Consider the following 16,860-nt stretch of genomic DNA (forward strand, 5'->3'; position numbering starts at 1 on the left):
GCGCCACGGTTGGCGCGAATGGACCGCGGCGGAGGCGGCCGTGCTCCGGCAATGGATCCGCAACGGCGGTTCGCTCCTGCTGGACGGCTACGACCGGTACGTCATGTCCGCCATTCCCGAAGGTATCGGCGACGGTTTCACCTTCGTCCCTGTCAGTCAGTCGCAAGGGGTGACGACGGCGATCCATCCCCATCCGGTGACCGCGGGCATCACCAGCCTGAGCTTGGACTGGATACACAGCTCGCTGTCCGTCGGTGCGCCACCGGCGACGACGCTGGCTGACGGGCCGGGCAACCTGCCGGCGATCGTCGCCGACGAGATCCGCTCCGGGCGCGTCATCGCGATCTCGCCGCTCTACACATTCGACAACGCGAATCTGCCCGAGGCCGACAACCGCCCGTTCGCCCTGCAGGTCTTCGACTGGCTGGCCGGGCCGCGCTGGCTCAGGGCCACGCCGACCGAAGGCGTGCTGGCGCCGGGAGAGACCCGCGACGTGACCATCGACCTGGATGCCACGACGCGGTGCGGCGTCACGCTGCAGAAGACCCTTACGATCACCACCAACGACCCGCTGCAGCCGACCATCGCCCTGCCCGTCGAATTGGCGGTGTCCGGCAACCGGCTTCTCGTCGCCATGGCCGACAGCCTGGACTTCGGCTGGCTCTACACTTCCCAGGCGCGCACCGACACCCTGCTGCTGCGCGGCGACGGCTGCGAGCCGCTGACCGTCGTCGCTGGCCACCGGGCACGAGGCCTTCACGGCCACGACGCCCGTGCCGTTCACGATTGCGCCCGACGGCGCGGCGACCGTAGCCGTGACCTTCGCGCCGACTGCGCCGGGCTTTATGACCGCAACCCTCGTCATCGACAGCGACGACTCGCGCGGGCAAGGCGCTTCGGTCCGGCTTGGCGGCCTCGGCGTGGCGCCACCCGTGGTAGCGACGGCGCCGTCAGCACTGGCAGTGACCCTTGAACCGGGGGAGACGGCTACGCGGACGCTGACCCTCGCCAACAACGGGCAAAGCGACCTCGAATGGAAGGTCGGCTTCCGCCCCGATGTGGCGACGCGGCCGACGACACTGCCCGCGCCGATGGCGTCTTCGGCCACCGGCGAATTCCCTGCCGAGGCCCTCTCGTTGACCGCGGAGTTGCGCGACCTCACCGGCATGCACATCCACTGGGACGTGAGTCACGGGCAGTACCTGCCCGGCAACTGGCCGACCGTTGTCAGCGACCTGCTGGTGCGCGGTGCGACGGTGCAGTTCAATTCCCTGCCGTTGACGCCGGATCGACTGGACCCGATGGATGTGCTGTGGATCATCGACACCGCCGACACCTGGCAGGAAGCCGAGATCAGGGCTGTCGCAGACTGGGTCCACAACGGTGGCGGACTGCTGCTCGAAGGTGATGACGATATCTCGGTGGGCGTCTTCAACCGGATCCTCGCGGCGGCCGGGGTCACGTTCCGCTACGGCGCCTCCGATGCGCAGGCCGGCTTCACGACCATCATCCACGAACATCCGCCACTGTGGACATCGCATCGATCCACTTGGCGATCCTGCCGCCGGGTTGACTGGCATCGATTCGCCGGCGCGGCGGCTTGTCGACGACCCGCAGGGCGTGACGGTCGCGGCGGCCAGCGAGGCGGGCGCGGGGCGGGTGGTTGCGGTGAGCGAAGAGATGTTCAACGTGTGGAGCGTCTTCTACGGCGACAATCGGCGCTTCGGCAATCAGGTCTTCGACTGGCTTGCCGTCCCGCGCTGGGTGCGGGTGTTTCCCCTGCTGGGTGTGTTGCCGCCCGGAGGCTCGGAGGATCTGGCGGTCAATTTCACCGCGGCCCACACCCAACCCGGGCTCTACACGGGCCGGCTCGAGTTCGCGAGCAACGATCCGGCCACGCCGACGTTGCGCGTGCCGCTCAGCCTGAACGTCGGTGGTGCGCCTGCCCTCCCGCGCGTCGTGATCAGCGCCGGCAACGGCAAGCTGTTCGCCGCGCCGCTCGACGCCGGCGCCGCCGCCGGCGCAACGGACGGCTTCGATCCGGGCCTGGACCTGTCGGCTCCCGACCCGCGTCCGGCGGGCCTGGCCGCGTGGTTCGCACATCCCGAATGGAACGCGCCGCCGGGCGACCATTTCCTGGCCGACCTGCGCGCGCCGTTCGATCCGGCGGCGTCGAATCGCGAGTGGCGATTCCTCGTGGCGAGCGACCATGCCGCACCGGTCACGCTTGAGTTCGCGTACAATGCGCAGGGGCTGACCGCCCATGGCCTGCAGCTCGTCGACATGGTCACCGGTGCCACAACCAACCTGCACGCAGCGCATACATACGTGTATTCGGCGGCCGCCGGCATCCGCGAGTTCCGCTTGCGACTGGGCGGCGGACTGCCTGATCCCGTTCCTGGTGGCACCCCGCCGCCGGCCGCGTCCTGGCGCCTGGTCCTGCGGCTGACCGATGGGGCGGCGCAATTCGAGATGAGCGGGCTTGGCGGCGGGAGTGGAGTTGCACCTGCGTTCACGGTACATGTCGCGGATCCGGCATCACCGGTCGTGACGCTTTCGTGGGATGCGACAACAATGCCGCCCGGGCTCGATTTCGGGCTGTGGCGCGACGGTGCTTTGCTGGCGCCGTCGCTGCGCGCGCAGGACCGGGTGGATGTGGCAGTAGGAGACGTGCCGACCGAGCTTTATCTCGCGAACGCAGGCAGCCTTGCCCAGGCGTCGTTGCCGTCAGCGGGACTGGATCTGCGCAACCGGCCGAACCCGTTCAATCCGAGCACCGAAGTGAGCTTCAATCTCGAGCGTGCCGGCGCGGTGGCCGTCCTTGTCTACGACCTGCGCGGCGTGCTCGTCCGCACGCTGGACGCAGGCAACCTGGCGGCCGGCCCGGCGGTCGTGGTCTGGAACGGACTCGACCAGAGCGGGCTCGAAGCCGCCAGCGGCACCTACGTGGTTCGCCTCACGCAGGACGGCCGCCAACTCGGGCCGACCCGCAAGATGGTGCTGTTGAAATAGTCCGCGCCGTCGGCGGCGCTAGCCGACGGTGTATCCGTCCGCGTCGATCACGCGCTGCGCGATGCGGTCGTGCAGCTTCGACCGGTTCAGCGCCTCGTGCTTCGCCAAACGCCGCAGGCCGGCCATCATCACGCGCAGTTCATCGCCCTCGCAGGTGGCGCCAAGCAAGTTGCGGGCCAGCGTTGAGACCTTCTCCATGGCGTCGTGCGTGTACAGGCGCACCATGTCGGCCATCGGCTCGGCGGCATCCTGGCCGTCGCGCGCGGCCTTCTTCTGCGCGCGCAGCAGGCCGCTTTCGCAGGCAAAGGTCTCGATGGCGATGTCGGCGATGTCGGCCAGCACGCCCTGCTGGTCCTTGAGCCCCATCCCGAACTTCTGGGCGGCCAGGCCCAGCGTGGCCAGGATGACCTTCTTCATGCCGGCGACCTGCTGGGCCTCCGACTCGAGAAAGCCCGGCTCGTGCGGGTCGACGAACGACGGCATGCCGGTCAGCTCGTCGGCCACAGCCTTGGCGGCACCGAAGAAGGCCAGTTCGCCCTTCAGCGCCTTCTTCATGATCATGCCCGGCACGAGCATGCGGTTGATCTCGTTGGTGCCCTCGAAGATGCGGTTGATGCGCTCGTCACGGTAGAAGCGCTCCAGCGGGTACTCGCTGCAGTAGCCGTAGCCGCCCAGCATCTGCACGCCTTCCTCGGTGGAATGGGCCAGCGCCTCGGAAGAGAAGACCTTGATCATCGAGCACTCGATCGAGAACTCCTCGACCGTGCCGACGGCCTGCAGTTCGTAGTCGGGCGCCGTCTTGTCGAGCGTGGCGATGGCGGCGTCCATCAGGCCGGCGGTGCGGTACACCATCGACTCGGCCACGAAGCCGTGCGCCATCACGTCGGCGATCTTGCGGCGGATCAGGCCGAAGCTGCTCAGGGCTGCCCGAACTGGTGCCTCTGCTTGGTGTAGGGCACCGGAGTGCTTCATCGTCATCTTGAGGCCGCCCAGGGTGCTGGCGCCCAGCTTGAAGCGGCCCACGTTGGCGAGGATGTTGAAGGCGATGTGATGGCCCTTGCCGATGGTGCCCAGCACGTTGCCGACGGGGACCTTCACGTCCTCGAGGATGATGGCGCACGTGCTCGAGCCCTTGATGCCCATCTTGTGCTCTTCGGGCCCGATGGTCACGCCGGGCGACTTCAGGTCGACGATGAAGCAGGTGAACTTCTCGCCGTCGATCTTGGCGAAGAGGATGCAGATATCGGCATAAGCGGCGTTGGTGATGAACTGCTTGGCGCCGTTCAGCACGTAATGCTGCCCGTCGGGCGACAGCACGGCGGTGGTGGCCGCCGCCAGCGCGTCGGAGCCGCTGCCGGTCTCGGTCAGCGCGTAGCAGCTGAGCAGTTCGCCGGTGGCCACGCGCGGCAGGTACTCGGCCTTCTGCGCCGGCGTGCCGTAATAGCCGATGGGCAGCGTGCCGATGCCCGCCTGCGCGCCGTGCGTGACGGCGAAGCTGCCGCCCCAGGCCACACCTTCCGGCACGATCATGATCGTGGCCTTGTTCGAGCCCAGGCCGCCGTAGGCCTCGGGCACATCGGCCATGAGCAGGCCCATGGGGCCGGCCGCCTTCAGCAGGTCGCGGCCGAGCATGGTGTTGCCCTTCATCTCGAAGTCGTCGCGGATGGGCGCGATGTGGCGCTCGACGAAGTCGGACACCGTGGCGGCGAACATCCGCTGCGTCTCGTCGAAGTCCTCGGGCGTGAAGCAATCGGCCGGCGCGGTCTCGCGCAGGATGAACTCGCCGCCGGTGGGGTAGGTCCTGACCGTCATGTCGTGCTCTCCTTGTCCGTCCGGTGCGAACCGGCGCGGGTGATCACCAGCCTCAGATCGCTTCGAAGATGCCGGCGGCGCCCATGCCCGTGCCGATGCACATGGTCACCAGGGCATACCTGCCGCCGCGGCGCTTCAGTTCGTGCAGGGCGGTGGCCAGCAGCTTGGCCCCCGTGCAGCCCAGCGGATGTCCCAGGGCGATGGCGCCGCCGTTCGGGTTCAGGCGCGGGTCGTCCGGCCGCAGGCCCAGGCCTTTGCAGACCGCCAGGCTCTGCGCGGCGAAGGCCTCGTTGAGCTCGATGACGTCCATCTGCTCGAGCCGCAGCCCGGCCTGTGCCAGGGCGCGCGGCACGGCCTCGACCGGGCCGATGCCCATGTAGTCGGGAGCGACACCGGCCACCGCATAGCCGACGAAGCGCGCCAGCGGCACGGCGCCGATCGAGTCGGCGAACGCGCGCGTGCCGAGCAGCGCCGCTGCGGCGCCATCGCTCATCTGGCTGGAGTTGCCGGCGGTCACGGTGCCGTCGACCTTGAAGGCGGGCTTCAGTTTCGCCAGCGCCTCGACGGTGGTGTCGGCGCGCGGGCCTTCATCCACCTTGAATTCGACATCCTTCTGCGCCGGCCGGCCCTTGGCATCGCGGCCCGGCAGGGCGGCCATGACCGGCACGATCTCGGCCTCGAAGCGGCCGGCCGCGATCGCCGCGACCGCCTTGCGGTGGCTCTCGTACGCGAAGGTGTCCTGCTCCTGGCGCGTGATGCCGTCACGCACCACAAGGTTCTCGGCGGTGATGCCCATGTTCGTGAGGTACTCGGGATGCTCGTGCGCCATGGCCGGGCTGGGCAGGTAACGCAGGCCGCCCATGGGCACCATGGTCATCGTCTCGACGCCGCCGGCGATCACCGCCTCGGCCTGGCCGCAGGCGATCTTCAGCGCCGCGTAGTTGACCGTCTCCAGACCCGACGAGCAGAACCGGTTGATGGTCATGCCGGGCACCGTGACCGGCAGCCCGGCCATCAGCGCGATGTTCCGGCCCACGTTCATGCCCTGCTCGGCCTCGGGCATGGCGCAGCCGATGATGACGTCGCCGATGCGCGCCGGGTCCAGTCCCGGGTGTTCGGCCATCAGCTGCCTGACCACGGCGGCGCCCAGGTCGTCCGGGCGCGTGTGGCGAAGCGTTCCCTTGAGCGCGCGGCCCACGGCGGTGCGGCGCGCGGAGATGACGACGACTTCCTGCATCGGTTCCACTCTCCTAGTTCCGCAGCGGTTTGCCGGACTTCATGAGGCTCTCCATGCGGGCGAGCGTCTTCGGCTCGCCGATCAGGCGCATGAAACCCTCGCGTTCCAGGGTGAGCATCTCCTGCTCGGTGACGGTCGATCCGGGCGGCACGGCGCCGCCGCTGAGCACGTTCGCCAGCACCATGCCGAGCTTGCGATCGTGAGCGGTGGCGTAGCCGCCCTGTTCCATGTTGTAGAGGACCGACTCGGCCAGGGCGATGCCCGCCGTGCCCATGACTGGGATGGCGGTACGCTCGACCGGGGGCTCGAAGCCGCCCCGCGCCATGGCCAGCGCGATCTCCTTGGCGTCGGCGGGCACGTGGTCGCGGTGCATCGACCAGGTGTCGCCGGGGCGCAGGAAGCCGAGGTCGCGGCCTTCGTCGGCGCTGGTGGCGACCTTCGCGGTGCCGATGGTCTCGAACGTGCGCCGGAATGCGGGCTGCAGGTCGCGCGGGTCGGTCAGGCGCGCCAGGTTGCGCAGGTACAGGCGCAGGCAGCCGCCGCCGGCGGGGATCACGCCGGCGCCCATCTCGACCAGGCCGATGTACGTCTCGGCCGCGGCGCGCACGGCGTTGCCGCCGAGCGTGATCTCGCAGCCGCCGCCCAGGGCCAGGCCCGCCGGCGCCGTCACGACCGGTACGCCGCAGTGCTCGAGCCGGCCGCACGCGGCCTGGAACGCGCGCACGATGAGGTCGATGTCCTCCCAGTTGCCCTCGGCCGCCTCCATCATCAGCATCATCAGGTTGGCGCCGGCCGAGAAGTTCTCGGAGGGGTTGGCCACGACCAGGGCCTGCCAGTTCTTCTCCGCCTCGGTGCAGGCGGTCATGATCATGTTGAGGTGGTCCTGGCCGATGGCGTTCATCTTCGAGTGGAATTCCAGGCAGAGGACGCCGTCGCCCAGGTCGAGCAGGCTGGCGCCCGGATTGCGACGCACTTCGCGGCCGGTGCGGCGCAGGATCTCGAAGTCGAACGCACGCGCGTCGCCCGGCACCGGCGCGAAGCCGCCGGGCGTGGAGGTGGGACTGCAGCGGACGCCGTCGACCTCGCGGTACAGTGCGTCGGCGCCGGCGGCGTAGAGCGCGTCGACCCATGCGGGGAGCGGATATTTTTCCTGGCGCAGCCGCTCGGTGACGGCGCGGAAGCCGAGGGCGTCCCAGGTCTCGAACGGGCCCAGCTTCCAGTTGAAGCCCCAGCACACGGCCTGGTCGATCTGCGCAGCGCTGTCGCAGATCTCGCCCACGCGCATCGCGCTGTAGGAGAAGCTGGCCGCGAGCATCTTCCAGATGGCCTGGCCGGCCTTGCCCTGGCCGAAGGCGAGCTGGCGCAGGCGGGCGGGCAGGTCCTCGATGGGCCGCGCGGCCTCGATCTCGGGGAACTTCGCCTTCACCTGGTCGCGGTACTCGAGCGTCTGCAGGTCGAGGGCCAGCAGCTTCTTCTGCGGCTCTTTCAGCATGCGGAAGAAGCCGCCGCCGCTCTTGCGGCCCAGCAACCCGCGTTCAACCATGCGGCGCACGAACTCGGGGGCCTTGAAGGTCTCGCGGGCCTCGTCGTCGGGCACCAGCGGGTAGAGGTTGTCGGCCACGTGCAGGAACGTGTCCAGGCCGACGAGGTCGGCCAGCTGGAAGGTGGCCGTCTTGGGGCGGCCGATGGCCGGCCCGCTCAGCGCGTCGACTTCCTCGATCGTCAGTCCCAGTTCCTGCATCACGGCGAAGGTGGCCATCATCGCGTGCACGCCGACGCGGTTGGCGATGAAGTTCGGCGTGTCGCGCGCGATGACGACGCCCTTGCCCAGGCGGTCGCGCGCGAAGGCGCAGACGTCGTTGAGTACAGCCGGGTCGGTGTCGTTCGTGGGGATCACCTCGAAGAGCTTCATGTAGCGCGGCGGATTGAAGAAGTGCGTGCCTAGGAACCGCGGCTTCAGTGCGGCCGGCAGGACGGCGCTCATCGCCGCCAGCGACAGGCCCGAGGTGTTGCTCGTCAGCAGCGCGTCGTCGCGCACGTGCGGGGCCACGGCGGCCAGCACCTTGAGCTTGATGGGCAGGTCTTCCTTCACGACCTCGATGATCCAGTCGGCTTCGCGGACCTTCGGCAGGTCGTCCTCGATGTTGCCGGTGGTGATGAAGGAAGCACGCTCGGCCGAGAACAGCGGGGAGGGGCGGCTCTTGACCATCGCAGCCACGGCTTCGGCGGCCAGCCGACCGCGTACCTTCGGGTGGTCGGGCGCCAGCCCGGCGGCCTTCTCGGCGTCGTTGAGCTCACGGGGGGCGATGTCGAGCACGAGCGAGCGCACGCCGGCGTTGGCGAAGTGGGCGGCGATGGCGCTGCCCATGACGCCGGAGCCCAGCACGGCGACGGTCCTGATCTGCCTGCGCATGGTCCAGCCTTTCCGGCGGGGGTGCCCGCCGCGAGGGCCATTAATGAATGACTATTCAGTCAAAGATGACTTTACCAGTCGGAAACTCCGGTGTCAACGGCGCGGCCGCCCCGCAATTGATTTACTTGCAGGGGACGATCTGCTAAGGTGCAGCGGCCCAGCGCACTCCCGGAAGCGGCCCGGCTTCCGAACGGGACCGCAACTGAATGGATGTTCAGCCGCCATGCCCCGCCCGGCCACCGGTCGCAAGAAGGAAGCCATCCTCGACGCGGCTGTCGTCGAGATCGCCAGCCACGGCTACCACGGCACCACGGTGGCGATGATCGCCCGGCGCGCTGGCGTGGCCGACGGCACCATCTACCTCTATTTCCGGAACAAGGAAGAGATCCTCGTCTCCCTGTTCGACCGTGCGATGGACCGCTTCGTCGAGCAGGGCGCGCGCGAACTGGCCGACCTGACCGAACCGGCGGCCCGCCTCGGGCGCATCATTGAACTGCACCTCGAACTGGTCGGCTCGGACCGCGACCTGGCGATCATCACGCAGGTCGAGCTGCGGCACAGCCTCCACTTCCTGGACCAGCTCTCGCGCGCGAAGGTGGGGGCCTACCTGCAGGCCATTGCCGCGATCATTGCCGAAGGGCAGGCGGCCGGCCTGTGGCGCACCGACCTCGAGGCGACGCTGATGGCCAAGGCCGTCTTCGGCGTTCTCGACGAGATGGCCACCGACTGGGTGCTGTCGCGCCGCAACACCCGGCTGCAGGCGAGGGCCGAAGCCGTGGCTGCCTTCGTCACCGGCGCCCTGCGTCCGCTCCCCTGAACCTGCCCCCACGCGACTCCATTTCAATGGCACGCGACTTGTAATTCCCGCCCGTGCCGGGGCCTTTCGGCCACCGGACCCGCGCTGTCCGAAGCAGGGGGTGAAACCTCCTAACTGCGGACCGGAACAAGCCAAGGAGCGCTGCCGTGCGGTTTCAGCGACATCTGGCCGGCCTCGGGACCCTGATTCGTCTCGGGGCGGTATTGACAGTTTTCTGGGCAGGGACGGCGCTGGCCGGACCTTTCGTCCAGTTGCAGGTCCTGCTGCCGGGCGAGGCTGCGGCCCCCGGCCAGCCCGGCGGCAAGACGGGCACCCCGCACGCCCAGGTGACGGGCGTGCCATTCCCGGTCGTCGTGCGCGCCTGTGATGCCGACTGGAACACGGTCGGCTCGGCCAGCGACGTGGTGCGGCTGACGAGCACGGCCGGCAACGCCGTGCTGCCGGCGCCGTCGGTGCTCATCGGCGGGCAGGTCACGTTCGAGGTGCAGTTGCCGTTGGTGGGCTCGTCGCGCTTCACGGCGCAGGACCAGTCCAACCTGCTGATCCCGCTGGGCTCGTCGGCCAACGTCACCGCTGTTGCGCTGGCGGGCTTCCGCTTCCAGGATATCGCCGCGCACGAGCGGCAGGCCGGCTCCGCCTTCGTCACGTCGCTGACGGCGATCGATGCCGGCGGCAACGTGGTGCTCGGCTATCACGGGCCGGTGCAACTCGAACAGTTGACCAGCCAGGGGCTGGGTCGCGTGTCGCCGGGCGTGATCATGCTGGCCAGCGGCGTCTGGAGCGGCAGCCTGACGGTCTTCCGCGCCGACGAATCGAACTCGCAGATCGGCAGCGTGCGCGTGCACGCCCACCTGCCGGGCGATCCCGGCCGCAGTGGCACCGGCGACGCGTTCGTGGTGCATCCGGGGCCGCTGGCGCGATTGCAGTTGCTGGTGCCCGGCATGGTCGCGGTGCCCGGCAGCGAAGCCGGCTACGACGGCGCGCCGGCGAGCCAGGCGGCCACGGCGCCCTTCACGCTGGCGGTGCGGGCCACCGACGACTACTGGAACCCGGTGCCTTCGGTCCATCAGGTCCGCGTGGTCTCGAGCGACAGTTGGGCAACCACGCCGCTGACGCTCACGCTGGCCGGCGGCACGGCGCAGGGCACCGTGGCGCTGGCCACGACCGGCGGGCAGACACTGACCGCCTACGACATCGACGAGCCGGCAGTGCAGTCGATGGTGATCCCGCCAATCGCCGTGACCGCGGCAGCGGCAAGCCACTTCCAGTTCTCGACACTGCCGTCCGGCATCACGGCCGGGCAGCCGATCGCGGTGACGATCCGCGCGGTCGACGCCGGCGGCTCGACCATCCCGACCTTCAACGGCAACGCGCGCCTTTTCGCCACGACCGGGCCCGGCACCATCTCGCCGGAGACGGCCACGTTCACCGAAGGCGTGTGGACGGGGCAATTGACGTTCTTCGGCGCCGGCGACGATGTGGTTGCGACCTGCGTGGACTACGCGACGCCGCCGCACCTGGGGCCGGCTGCGGCCATAGACGTGACGCCCGCCGCCTGGACCGGGCTGCAGGTGCTGCTGCCGGGCGAGTCGGCCCTGCCGGGCACGGAGGCCGGCGTGGTCGGCGACCCGCTGTGGCAGGACGCCGGTGAACCGTTCACGGTGACGGTGCGCGCCATCGACGACTTCTTCAACGTGGTGCCGACCGTCAACGGCGCCCTCGAACTCACGGGCACCGACCCGCGGCTGGGTGTCGTGCCCGCCGCCCTTGCCGACGGCATGGCTGCGGTCACGGTGACCCCGTACCTGGCCGGCACGCAGACGATCACCGCGTCGGCGCTGACGGCCCCTTATCTCGACGATGACACCAGCGCCGCGCTGGAGATCATCGCCGGACCGTACGAAAAGCTGCTGCTGACCCTTCCCGGCCAGTCGCCGCAGCCCGGTGCGCCCGACGGGCGCATCGGCAGCGCCGGCGACCAGTCGATCACCTACGGCTTCCCGGCCGTCGTCCTGGCGACCGACGCCTGGTACAACCCGCTGCCGGGCGTCTCCGACCTGGTGAGCCTGGACTGCAGCGACCCTGCGGCCGTCGTGGACGGGCCGCTGGCCATGAACGCGGGGCAGGCGACGTTCAACGTGCGCCTGGGCACCGGCGGCTACCACCTGCTGTCGGCGAGCAACCTGACACAGCCGGCAATGGGCCCGAGCAGCACGCAGGTGCGCGCGATCTCGAGCGGGCTGCACCTGGTGGCGACCATCGCGCAGGCAGCGATCCAGGCCGGCGCTCCGTTCACGCTGGAAGTCGCCGCGCTGAATGACGCCGGCAGCGTGATCCAGGAACTGAACGCGCAGGTGACGGTCACCGTGCGCGGGGCCCAGGACCAGGCGCCGGGGCGCGGCGTGCTCAGCACGACCACGTTCCAGCTGCTGCAGGGACAGCGCACCGTCAATCTCTCCTACACCTTCGCAGAGGACATTGTCCTGCACCTGGGCGATGACGCGGGTTCCACGCCCGCAGTGACCGGCGCGCTGCGCGTCATGCCGGGCGATCCGGCCGTCATCACCCTGGAAGGCGAACCCCATTGGGTGCGGCCCGGTCGCACCGTCGACCTTGTCGCGCGGGTAACCGACGCCTGGGGCAACGGCATCCCGCAGCAGAGCGTGACCTTCGCCGTGGCGCACGGCGACAGCGGCGCCCTGGCGCCCGGGCTGGGCAAGGCCGTCTCCGTGGCGACCGGCGAGACCGGTTCGGCGACGGCCCAGTATGTCGCGCCCGACTTCGCACAGGAGTTCACCGTGTCAGCCGGCACCGGCGCTCTCAGCGCTGGCTGGGAGATCGTCACCGCCGAGGTGAACCCCGAGGCCGAGCCCGGCTACCTGACCAGCTATCCGAACCCGTTCCATCCGGGCGATGGCCCGACGACGATCGCCTGGAAGCTGGACGCGGCGTCCGAGACGCGGCTGCGCATCTTCACGACCAGCGGTGGGCTGGTCCTCGACCGCCGACTTGCCCCCGGCGAAGCCGGCGGCACCGACGGCAGCTACGAGTTCACCTGGGACGGCACCAACGGCGACGGGGTCCCCGTTGCCAGCGGCGGCTACGTGCTGCGCATCGATGCGCAGGGCAACGGCGCCACCGAACACGTCATGCGCCGCAAAATCGGCGTGGTCCGGTAGGCCGGGAGAAGACATGAAGCACATGGCACAAAAATCTGCGGGCGGACGGGGCGCGACGCTGCTCCTGTTCACCCTGGCGCTCGCGGGCCCGGCCCTGGCTGCCGACGGCGGCGAGGGCCTGCCCGGCGACTGGTTGAACCGGTTCGCCACCGCGCGCTCGGCGGCCATCGGCGGCGCGAGGGTGGCGCTGCCGGATGAACCGCTGGCGGCCCTGGTCAACCCGGCGGCTGCGGCCTGGTTCGAGCGTGGAGCCGTGCAGGTCAACACGACGCGGTTGTTCGAGGATGCCTCGGTCAACAGCTTCGGCGTGGCCTTGCCGGCCAGCGGCCGGCCATCGCTGGCGTTCAACCTGCTGAGCCTGGGCTCGGGCGACTTCGAGCGCACCGGCGCCCTGTCCGACGAGGTGCTGGGCACCTTCGAGGAAGGCAACCTCGCGATGGGGCTGGCGGTGGCGCATCCACTGAGCGACCGCTTCGCGGCCGGCGTGCAGGTGAAGCTGGCGCGACAGTCGCTCGACGAGTTCAACGCCTCGGGCGTGGGCTTCGACGTCGGCCTCCTGGGCCGGCTGCCGGGCGGCATCCAGGTGGGCGCCTCGGCGCTCAACCTGGGCGGACCTACGCTTGCGCTGCGGATGCGCGACGAGACCTACCTGCGCGAACTGCGCGGTGGCGTCGTCGTGCCCGTGGTGGGGGGCAACGGGCTGCTGGCCGTCGACGCCGTGCAGCGCGACGGCGCCGATCCGCAGCTGCACGCCGGCGGTCGCTTCCGGATGCAGGGCCTGGAACTCAGCCTGGGCTACGACATCGACAACTTCGCCGCCGGCTTCTCCTACAGCCTGCCGAGCGGCCTGCAGCTCGACTACGCGATGAGCGACCACGACCTGGGCCTTGTGCACCGCGTGGGCGTGACCTGGCGCTTCGGCGGCTTCAGTGCCGAGGCCAACGCCGCGCCGGCCGTGTTCTCGCCGACCGGCAGCGAGCCGGTGACGCGCTTTGCACTGAAGGCGCGCACGCGTGCCGAGGCTTCGGCGTGGAAGCTGGAGATCGTTGACGCCTCGGGCCTGGTGGTGCGCAGCTACGCCGGCCAGGGACAGCCGCCGGCCGACATCACGTGGGACGGCAAGGACACCTCCGGCAGGCCGCTGCCGGACGGAACCTACACCTATCGCCTGTCCGTGAACGAGAACGGCGGCACGTCGCTGCAGGCGCGGCCGGGCACGGTGGAGATCAGCAGCGGCGGCCCGCGTGGCGCGATCAAGGTGGCGCCATGACCCGGGCCGCACTGAGGTCCGCGACTGCCGGCGGCCTGATTGTCGCCTTCGCGCTGGCGACGGCAGCCTGGGCGGGAGAGACGCCGGCCGCGGCGACATCGACGATCACGCCCGGCCTGCGCTACGAACTGGCAGTGCAGGCTGCGGCCGGCGGCGACCTGGCGCCCGCGCGCCTGCTGGCCGAGTCGCTGGGCGGCGGCGACGACGTGAACGGACTGGACTCCGGTGCTGCGCTTCTGCTGCGCGGCAGCCTGGCGGACCTGCTCGGTGACCACGAGGCGGCATCGCGCTGGTTCCGCAAGGGCGCCGACAAGGGGTCGAAGAACAAGGGGCCAGGCAGTGGCCCCGGGGCCGACTGGCGCGAGGCGGCCTCGTTCCTGGCCGCACAGGCGGCCGAGGACGCCGGCGACGACGAGGGCGCGCGCCAGGCGTGGACGAACTGGCGGCAGGACCATCCCAACGGACGACTGGCCTCCGAGGCTGCCCTGCGCCTGGCCTGGCTGCAGCTTCGCCATGGTGAAACGGCGGCGGCTGCCGCGGGCGTGGCGGCGCTGGCGCAGGCCGAGCCCTGGCTGCGCGGCGATGAGCATTGGCGCCGCGCGCAGGCGACGATCGACTACCTGCAGGGCCGGCCAGCGGATGCGCTGACCCTGCTGGGTCCGGCGCCGGATGACGCGGCAGCACTGTACCTGGCCGGCCTCTGCGAGGCGGCCCAGGGGCGCCCCCTGCCGGCGGCGGCGGCCTTCCGGCAGGTCGTGGTTCGCTTCCCGCACTCGCCGTTGAGTGACGCGGCCCAGTTCGCCAAGGCCAACACATTCCTGGCCGGCGGCGCCTGGCGCAGCGCGGCCGAGGACTTCGCCGAGGTGGCCGGGCGCGCGACCGACAGCGATCTCGTCGCCGAAGCCACGATTCGTCGTGCGGTGGCCCTTCACCTCGACGGCGATTCGGAATCCTCGATCACCCTGCTGCGCGGGCTGACGCAGCAACGGCGCGGCACCGAGGTGGCCGCGCGCGCGCAGTTCCTGCTCGGTGACGTGCTGGCGGCGACCGGGCAGCATGCCGGCGCCATCGTCGCGTTGAACGAGGTGCTGGCCACCTACTTCGATCGCGATGTCGCGGCGAGCGCCCAGTACCGCATCGCACGCAGCTACGCCGCGCTCGGGCAGGTGGACGACGCGACTGCAGCCTGCCTGGCCGTCGTTACCGGGCATCCGTTGTCGCCGCAGGCGCCGGCGGCAGCCTACCTGGCCGGCTGCGGCCTGCTCCAGGCGAACCGGCCTGCAGAGGCGGCAACGCATTTCCAGCTCGTGCTCGATCGCTATGCGCAACGCAGCGACGGCGACGGCACCATCGTCTTTGCCCAGCCTTCGCACCGTGAACTGGTCGATGCGGCGCTGTGCATGCTGCAGGTGTCGTGGCAACGGACGGGCGACCAGGGCCGGCTCAGCGGCGCGGCCCATGCCCTCCTGCATCGCCTGCCGCCGGGCAACTCGCCGTGGCGCGCGTGGGCGCTGCTGATCGACGCCGACGCGCAGGCCGCGCAGGGCCTGTACGCGGAAGCGCGCGTCAGTCTCGAACGCCTGCAGTCCGAGTTCCCCGACCATACGGCGCTGCCGGCCGCCGGCCAGCTGCTCGCCTGGACCTATGCGCAGGAAGGCGACCAGGAGCGCGCCGTTGCCGCCAGTGAAGGCGTGCTGGCGCGGGATACCGGCGGCGGTGACCGCGAGCTGTTCAACCAGGCGCTGCTCAACATCGCGCATGTGCGGTTCAACCAGGGCCGGCACGGCGAGGCGCTGCCGGTCTACGAGGAATTCCTGCGGCGCAATCCGCAGCACACCGACCGGCAGCTCGTGTTGTACCAGGCCGGGCTGTGCTACCTGAGGCTCGACCGCGCCGGCGATGCGGCAGACCGCTGGGAGGCGGCGGTGGCGCTCGACCCCGGCAGTGCGCTGGCCGAGCAGGCCTGGGTGCGCGCGGGCGACCTGTACTTCCAGGCCGAGCGCTTCGACGATGCCCGGCGTTGCTACCGCGGCCTGCTCGATCACTTCGCCGCCGGCGACGGCTCGGCACTTGGCCGGTTGCGCCTGGCGCAATGCGACTACAACGCGGATCGCGACCAGGACGCCATCACCGGCTACGGAACGGTCATCGAGAAGCACCCGGACTCGCCGCTGCGGGCGGATGCCGAGCGCGGCATCGAGCAGGCCCTGTACCGACTGGGGCAGGCAGCCGACGGCGTCGAGCAGTTGTCCGACCTGGTCGAGCACCATCCCGACAGTCCGTTCGCGGCCGACGCCCAGTTCCGCATCGCCAGCCGGCTCTACGAGAACAGGCAGTTCGAGAAGGCGGCCGACGAGTTCCGTCGCGTGGTCAGCCGGTGGCCGGGCTATTCGGCGGCCGATCGCGCCCAGTACCTGATGGCCGAGTCGTATGCCGAGGCCGGTCGCGGCGAGTCGGCACGCCAGGCCTACGAGCAGTTCCTGGGTTTCTTCGGGCAGAGCGAACTGAAGACCTCGGCGCGGTTCCGGCTGGGCATGAACCGCTTCGAGGCCGCCGACTATCGCGCGGCGGCGAAGGGCTTCGGCGAAGTGGTCTCCGCGGCGCCCGGCGGCGACATGGAGAAGGCCGCGCTCTACAACCTGGCCCTGTGCCAGAGGCTCGACGGCCAGCCGGCCCAGGCTGCGCTGCGACTGCAGGAGTACCGCGAGCGCTTCGCCGGCGACGAGCGGGCGGCGGCCGTCGCCTTCCAGCTCGGCGACCTGCATGAGCAGGCGGGAAGGCTGCCGCAGGCGGCGGCCGAACTGACGATCGCGGCCGCGGCTGCCGCGGAGGAGCCGCTGCGCACCGAGGTGCAGTACCGACTGGGCGCCTGTCGCGAGAAGCTGGCCGACAAGGCCGGCGCGCTGGCGGCCTACCGGCAGGCGGCTGCCTGTCCGGATCCTGACAACGCCTTCCGGCTGTCGGCACTGGCCCGTGGCGCCGTGCTCAGCGAGGACAACGGTGATCTCAAGGCCGCGTTGGCGGCCTACAAGGACCTGATGAGGAACGCTACCGATCCGCAACTGGTGGCCGCGGCGTCGGACCGCGCCTCGCAGATCGCGGCGGTGATCCGCTAGCACG

10 protein-coding genes are annotated in these 16,860 nt (G+C 70.3%); 6 read left to right on the forward strand and 4 right to left on the reverse strand.

What is annotated here, in order from left to right:
- Nucleotides 1-40: 40 nt before the first annotated feature.
- Entirely contained in the window at nucleotides 41-973 is a 933-nt protein-coding gene (locus IPG61_15140; GenBank protein MBK6735384.1) for a hypothetical protein, read from the forward strand.
- Here IPG61_15140 and IPG61_15145 read toward each other — a convergent pair.
- On the reverse strand, nucleotides 951-1,688 hold the full coding sequence (locus IPG61_15145; protein MBK6735385.1) for a hypothetical protein: 738 nt from the start codon (nucleotides 1,686-1,688) through the stop codon (nucleotides 951-953). The two genes, IPG61_15140 and IPG61_15145, sit on opposite strands and share 23 nt — an antisense overlap.
- Between IPG61_15145 and IPG61_15150 the strand changes: the two genes are divergently transcribed.
- Nucleotides 1,669-3,012, forward strand: a complete 1,344-nt coding sequence (locus IPG61_15150) for a hypothetical protein (protein MBK6735386.1) — start codon at nucleotides 1,669-1,671, stop codon at nucleotides 3,010-3,012. The two genes, IPG61_15145 and IPG61_15150, sit on opposite strands and share 20 nt — an antisense overlap.
- 18 nt (nucleotides 3,013-3,030) lie before the next feature.
- Here the strand turns inward: IPG61_15150 and IPG61_15155 are convergent, their stop codons facing one another.
- Genes IPG61_15155 through IPG61_15165 form a run of 3 tightly spaced genes read right to left on the reverse strand, consistent with a single transcriptional unit; the run spans nucleotide 3,031 to nucleotide 8,474 of the window.
- Nucleotides 3,031-4,824, reverse strand: a complete 1,794-nt coding sequence (locus tag IPG61_15155) for an acyl-CoA dehydrogenase family protein (protein MBK6735387.1) — start codon at nucleotides 4,822-4,824, stop codon at nucleotides 3,031-3,033.
- A gap of 52 nt (nucleotides 4,825-4,876) precedes the next feature.
- Entirely contained in the window at nucleotides 4,877-6,061 is a 1,185-nt protein-coding gene (locus tag IPG61_15160) for an acetyl-CoA C-acyltransferase (GenBank protein MBK6735388.1), read from the reverse strand.
- Between the two features lie 13 nt (nucleotides 6,062-6,074).
- On the reverse strand, nucleotides 6,075-8,474 hold the full coding sequence (locus tag IPG61_15165; GenBank protein MBK6735389.1) for a 3-hydroxyacyl-CoA dehydrogenase/enoyl-CoA hydratase family protein: 2,400 nt from the start codon (nucleotides 8,472-8,474) through the stop codon (nucleotides 6,075-6,077).
- A 223-nt stretch (nucleotides 8,475-8,697) separates the two neighbouring features.
- Here IPG61_15165 and IPG61_15170 point away from each other — a divergent pair, with 223 nt between their 5' ends.
- From IPG61_15170 to IPG61_15185, 4 genes are all read left to right on the forward strand, one after another.
- On the forward strand, nucleotides 8,698-9,291 hold the full coding sequence (locus IPG61_15170; GenBank protein ID MBK6735390.1) for a TetR/AcrR family transcriptional regulator: 594 nt from the start codon (nucleotides 8,698-8,700) through the stop codon (nucleotides 9,289-9,291).
- A 146-nt stretch (nucleotides 9,292-9,437) separates the two neighbouring features.
- A complete protein-coding gene (locus tag IPG61_15175) occupies nucleotides 9,438-12,470 on the forward strand; it encodes a hypothetical protein (GenBank protein MBK6735391.1) in 3,033 nt (1,010 codons plus the stop codon).
- A 22-nt stretch (nucleotides 12,471-12,492) separates the two neighbouring features.
- Nucleotides 12,493-13,740, forward strand: coding sequence for a hypothetical protein (locus tag IPG61_15180; protein ID MBK6735392.1), 1,248 nt, complete (start codon nucleotides 12,493-12,495; stop codon nucleotides 13,738-13,740).
- Nucleotides 13,737-16,856: a tetratricopeptide repeat protein gene (locus IPG61_15185; protein ID MBK6735393.1), complete on the forward strand. Its 3,120-nt coding sequence runs from the start codon at nucleotides 13,737-13,739 to the stop codon at nucleotides 16,854-16,856. Before IPG61_15180 ends, IPG61_15185 begins: the two co-directional genes overlap by 4 nt.
- Nucleotides 16,857-16,860 lie beyond the last annotated feature (4 nt).

Source organism: bacterium (assembly GCA_016703265.1).
Taxonomy (GTDB): domain Bacteria; phylum Krumholzibacteriota; class Krumholzibacteriia; order LZORAL124-64-63; family LZORAL124-64-63; genus CAINDZ01.

Excerpts from the sequence above, each read along its gene's own strand:
- IPG61_15155 (MBK6735387.1), bottom strand. The coding sequence starts at position 4,824 with ATGACGGTCAGGACCTACCCCACCGGCGGCGAGTTCATCCTGCGCGAG.
- IPG61_15160 (MBK6735388.1), bottom strand. The coding sequence starts at position 6,061 with ATGCAGGAAGTCGTCGTCATCTCCGCGCGCCGCACCGCCGTGGGCCGC.
- IPG61_15165 (MBK6735389.1), bottom strand. The coding sequence starts at position 8,474 with ATGCGCAGGCAGATCAGGACCGTCGCCGTGCTGGGCTCCGGCGTCATG.
- IPG61_15170 (MBK6735390.1), top strand. The coding sequence starts at position 8,698 with ATGCCCCGCCCGGCCACCGGTCGCAAGAAGGAAGCCATCCTCGACGCG.
- IPG61_15180 (MBK6735392.1), top strand. The coding sequence starts at position 12,493 with ATGGCACAAAAATCTGCGGGCGGACGGGGCGCGACGCTGCTCCTGTTC.
- IPG61_15185 (MBK6735393.1), top strand. The coding sequence starts at position 13,737 with ATGACCCGGGCCGCACTGAGGTCCGCGACTGCCGGCGGCCTGATTGTC.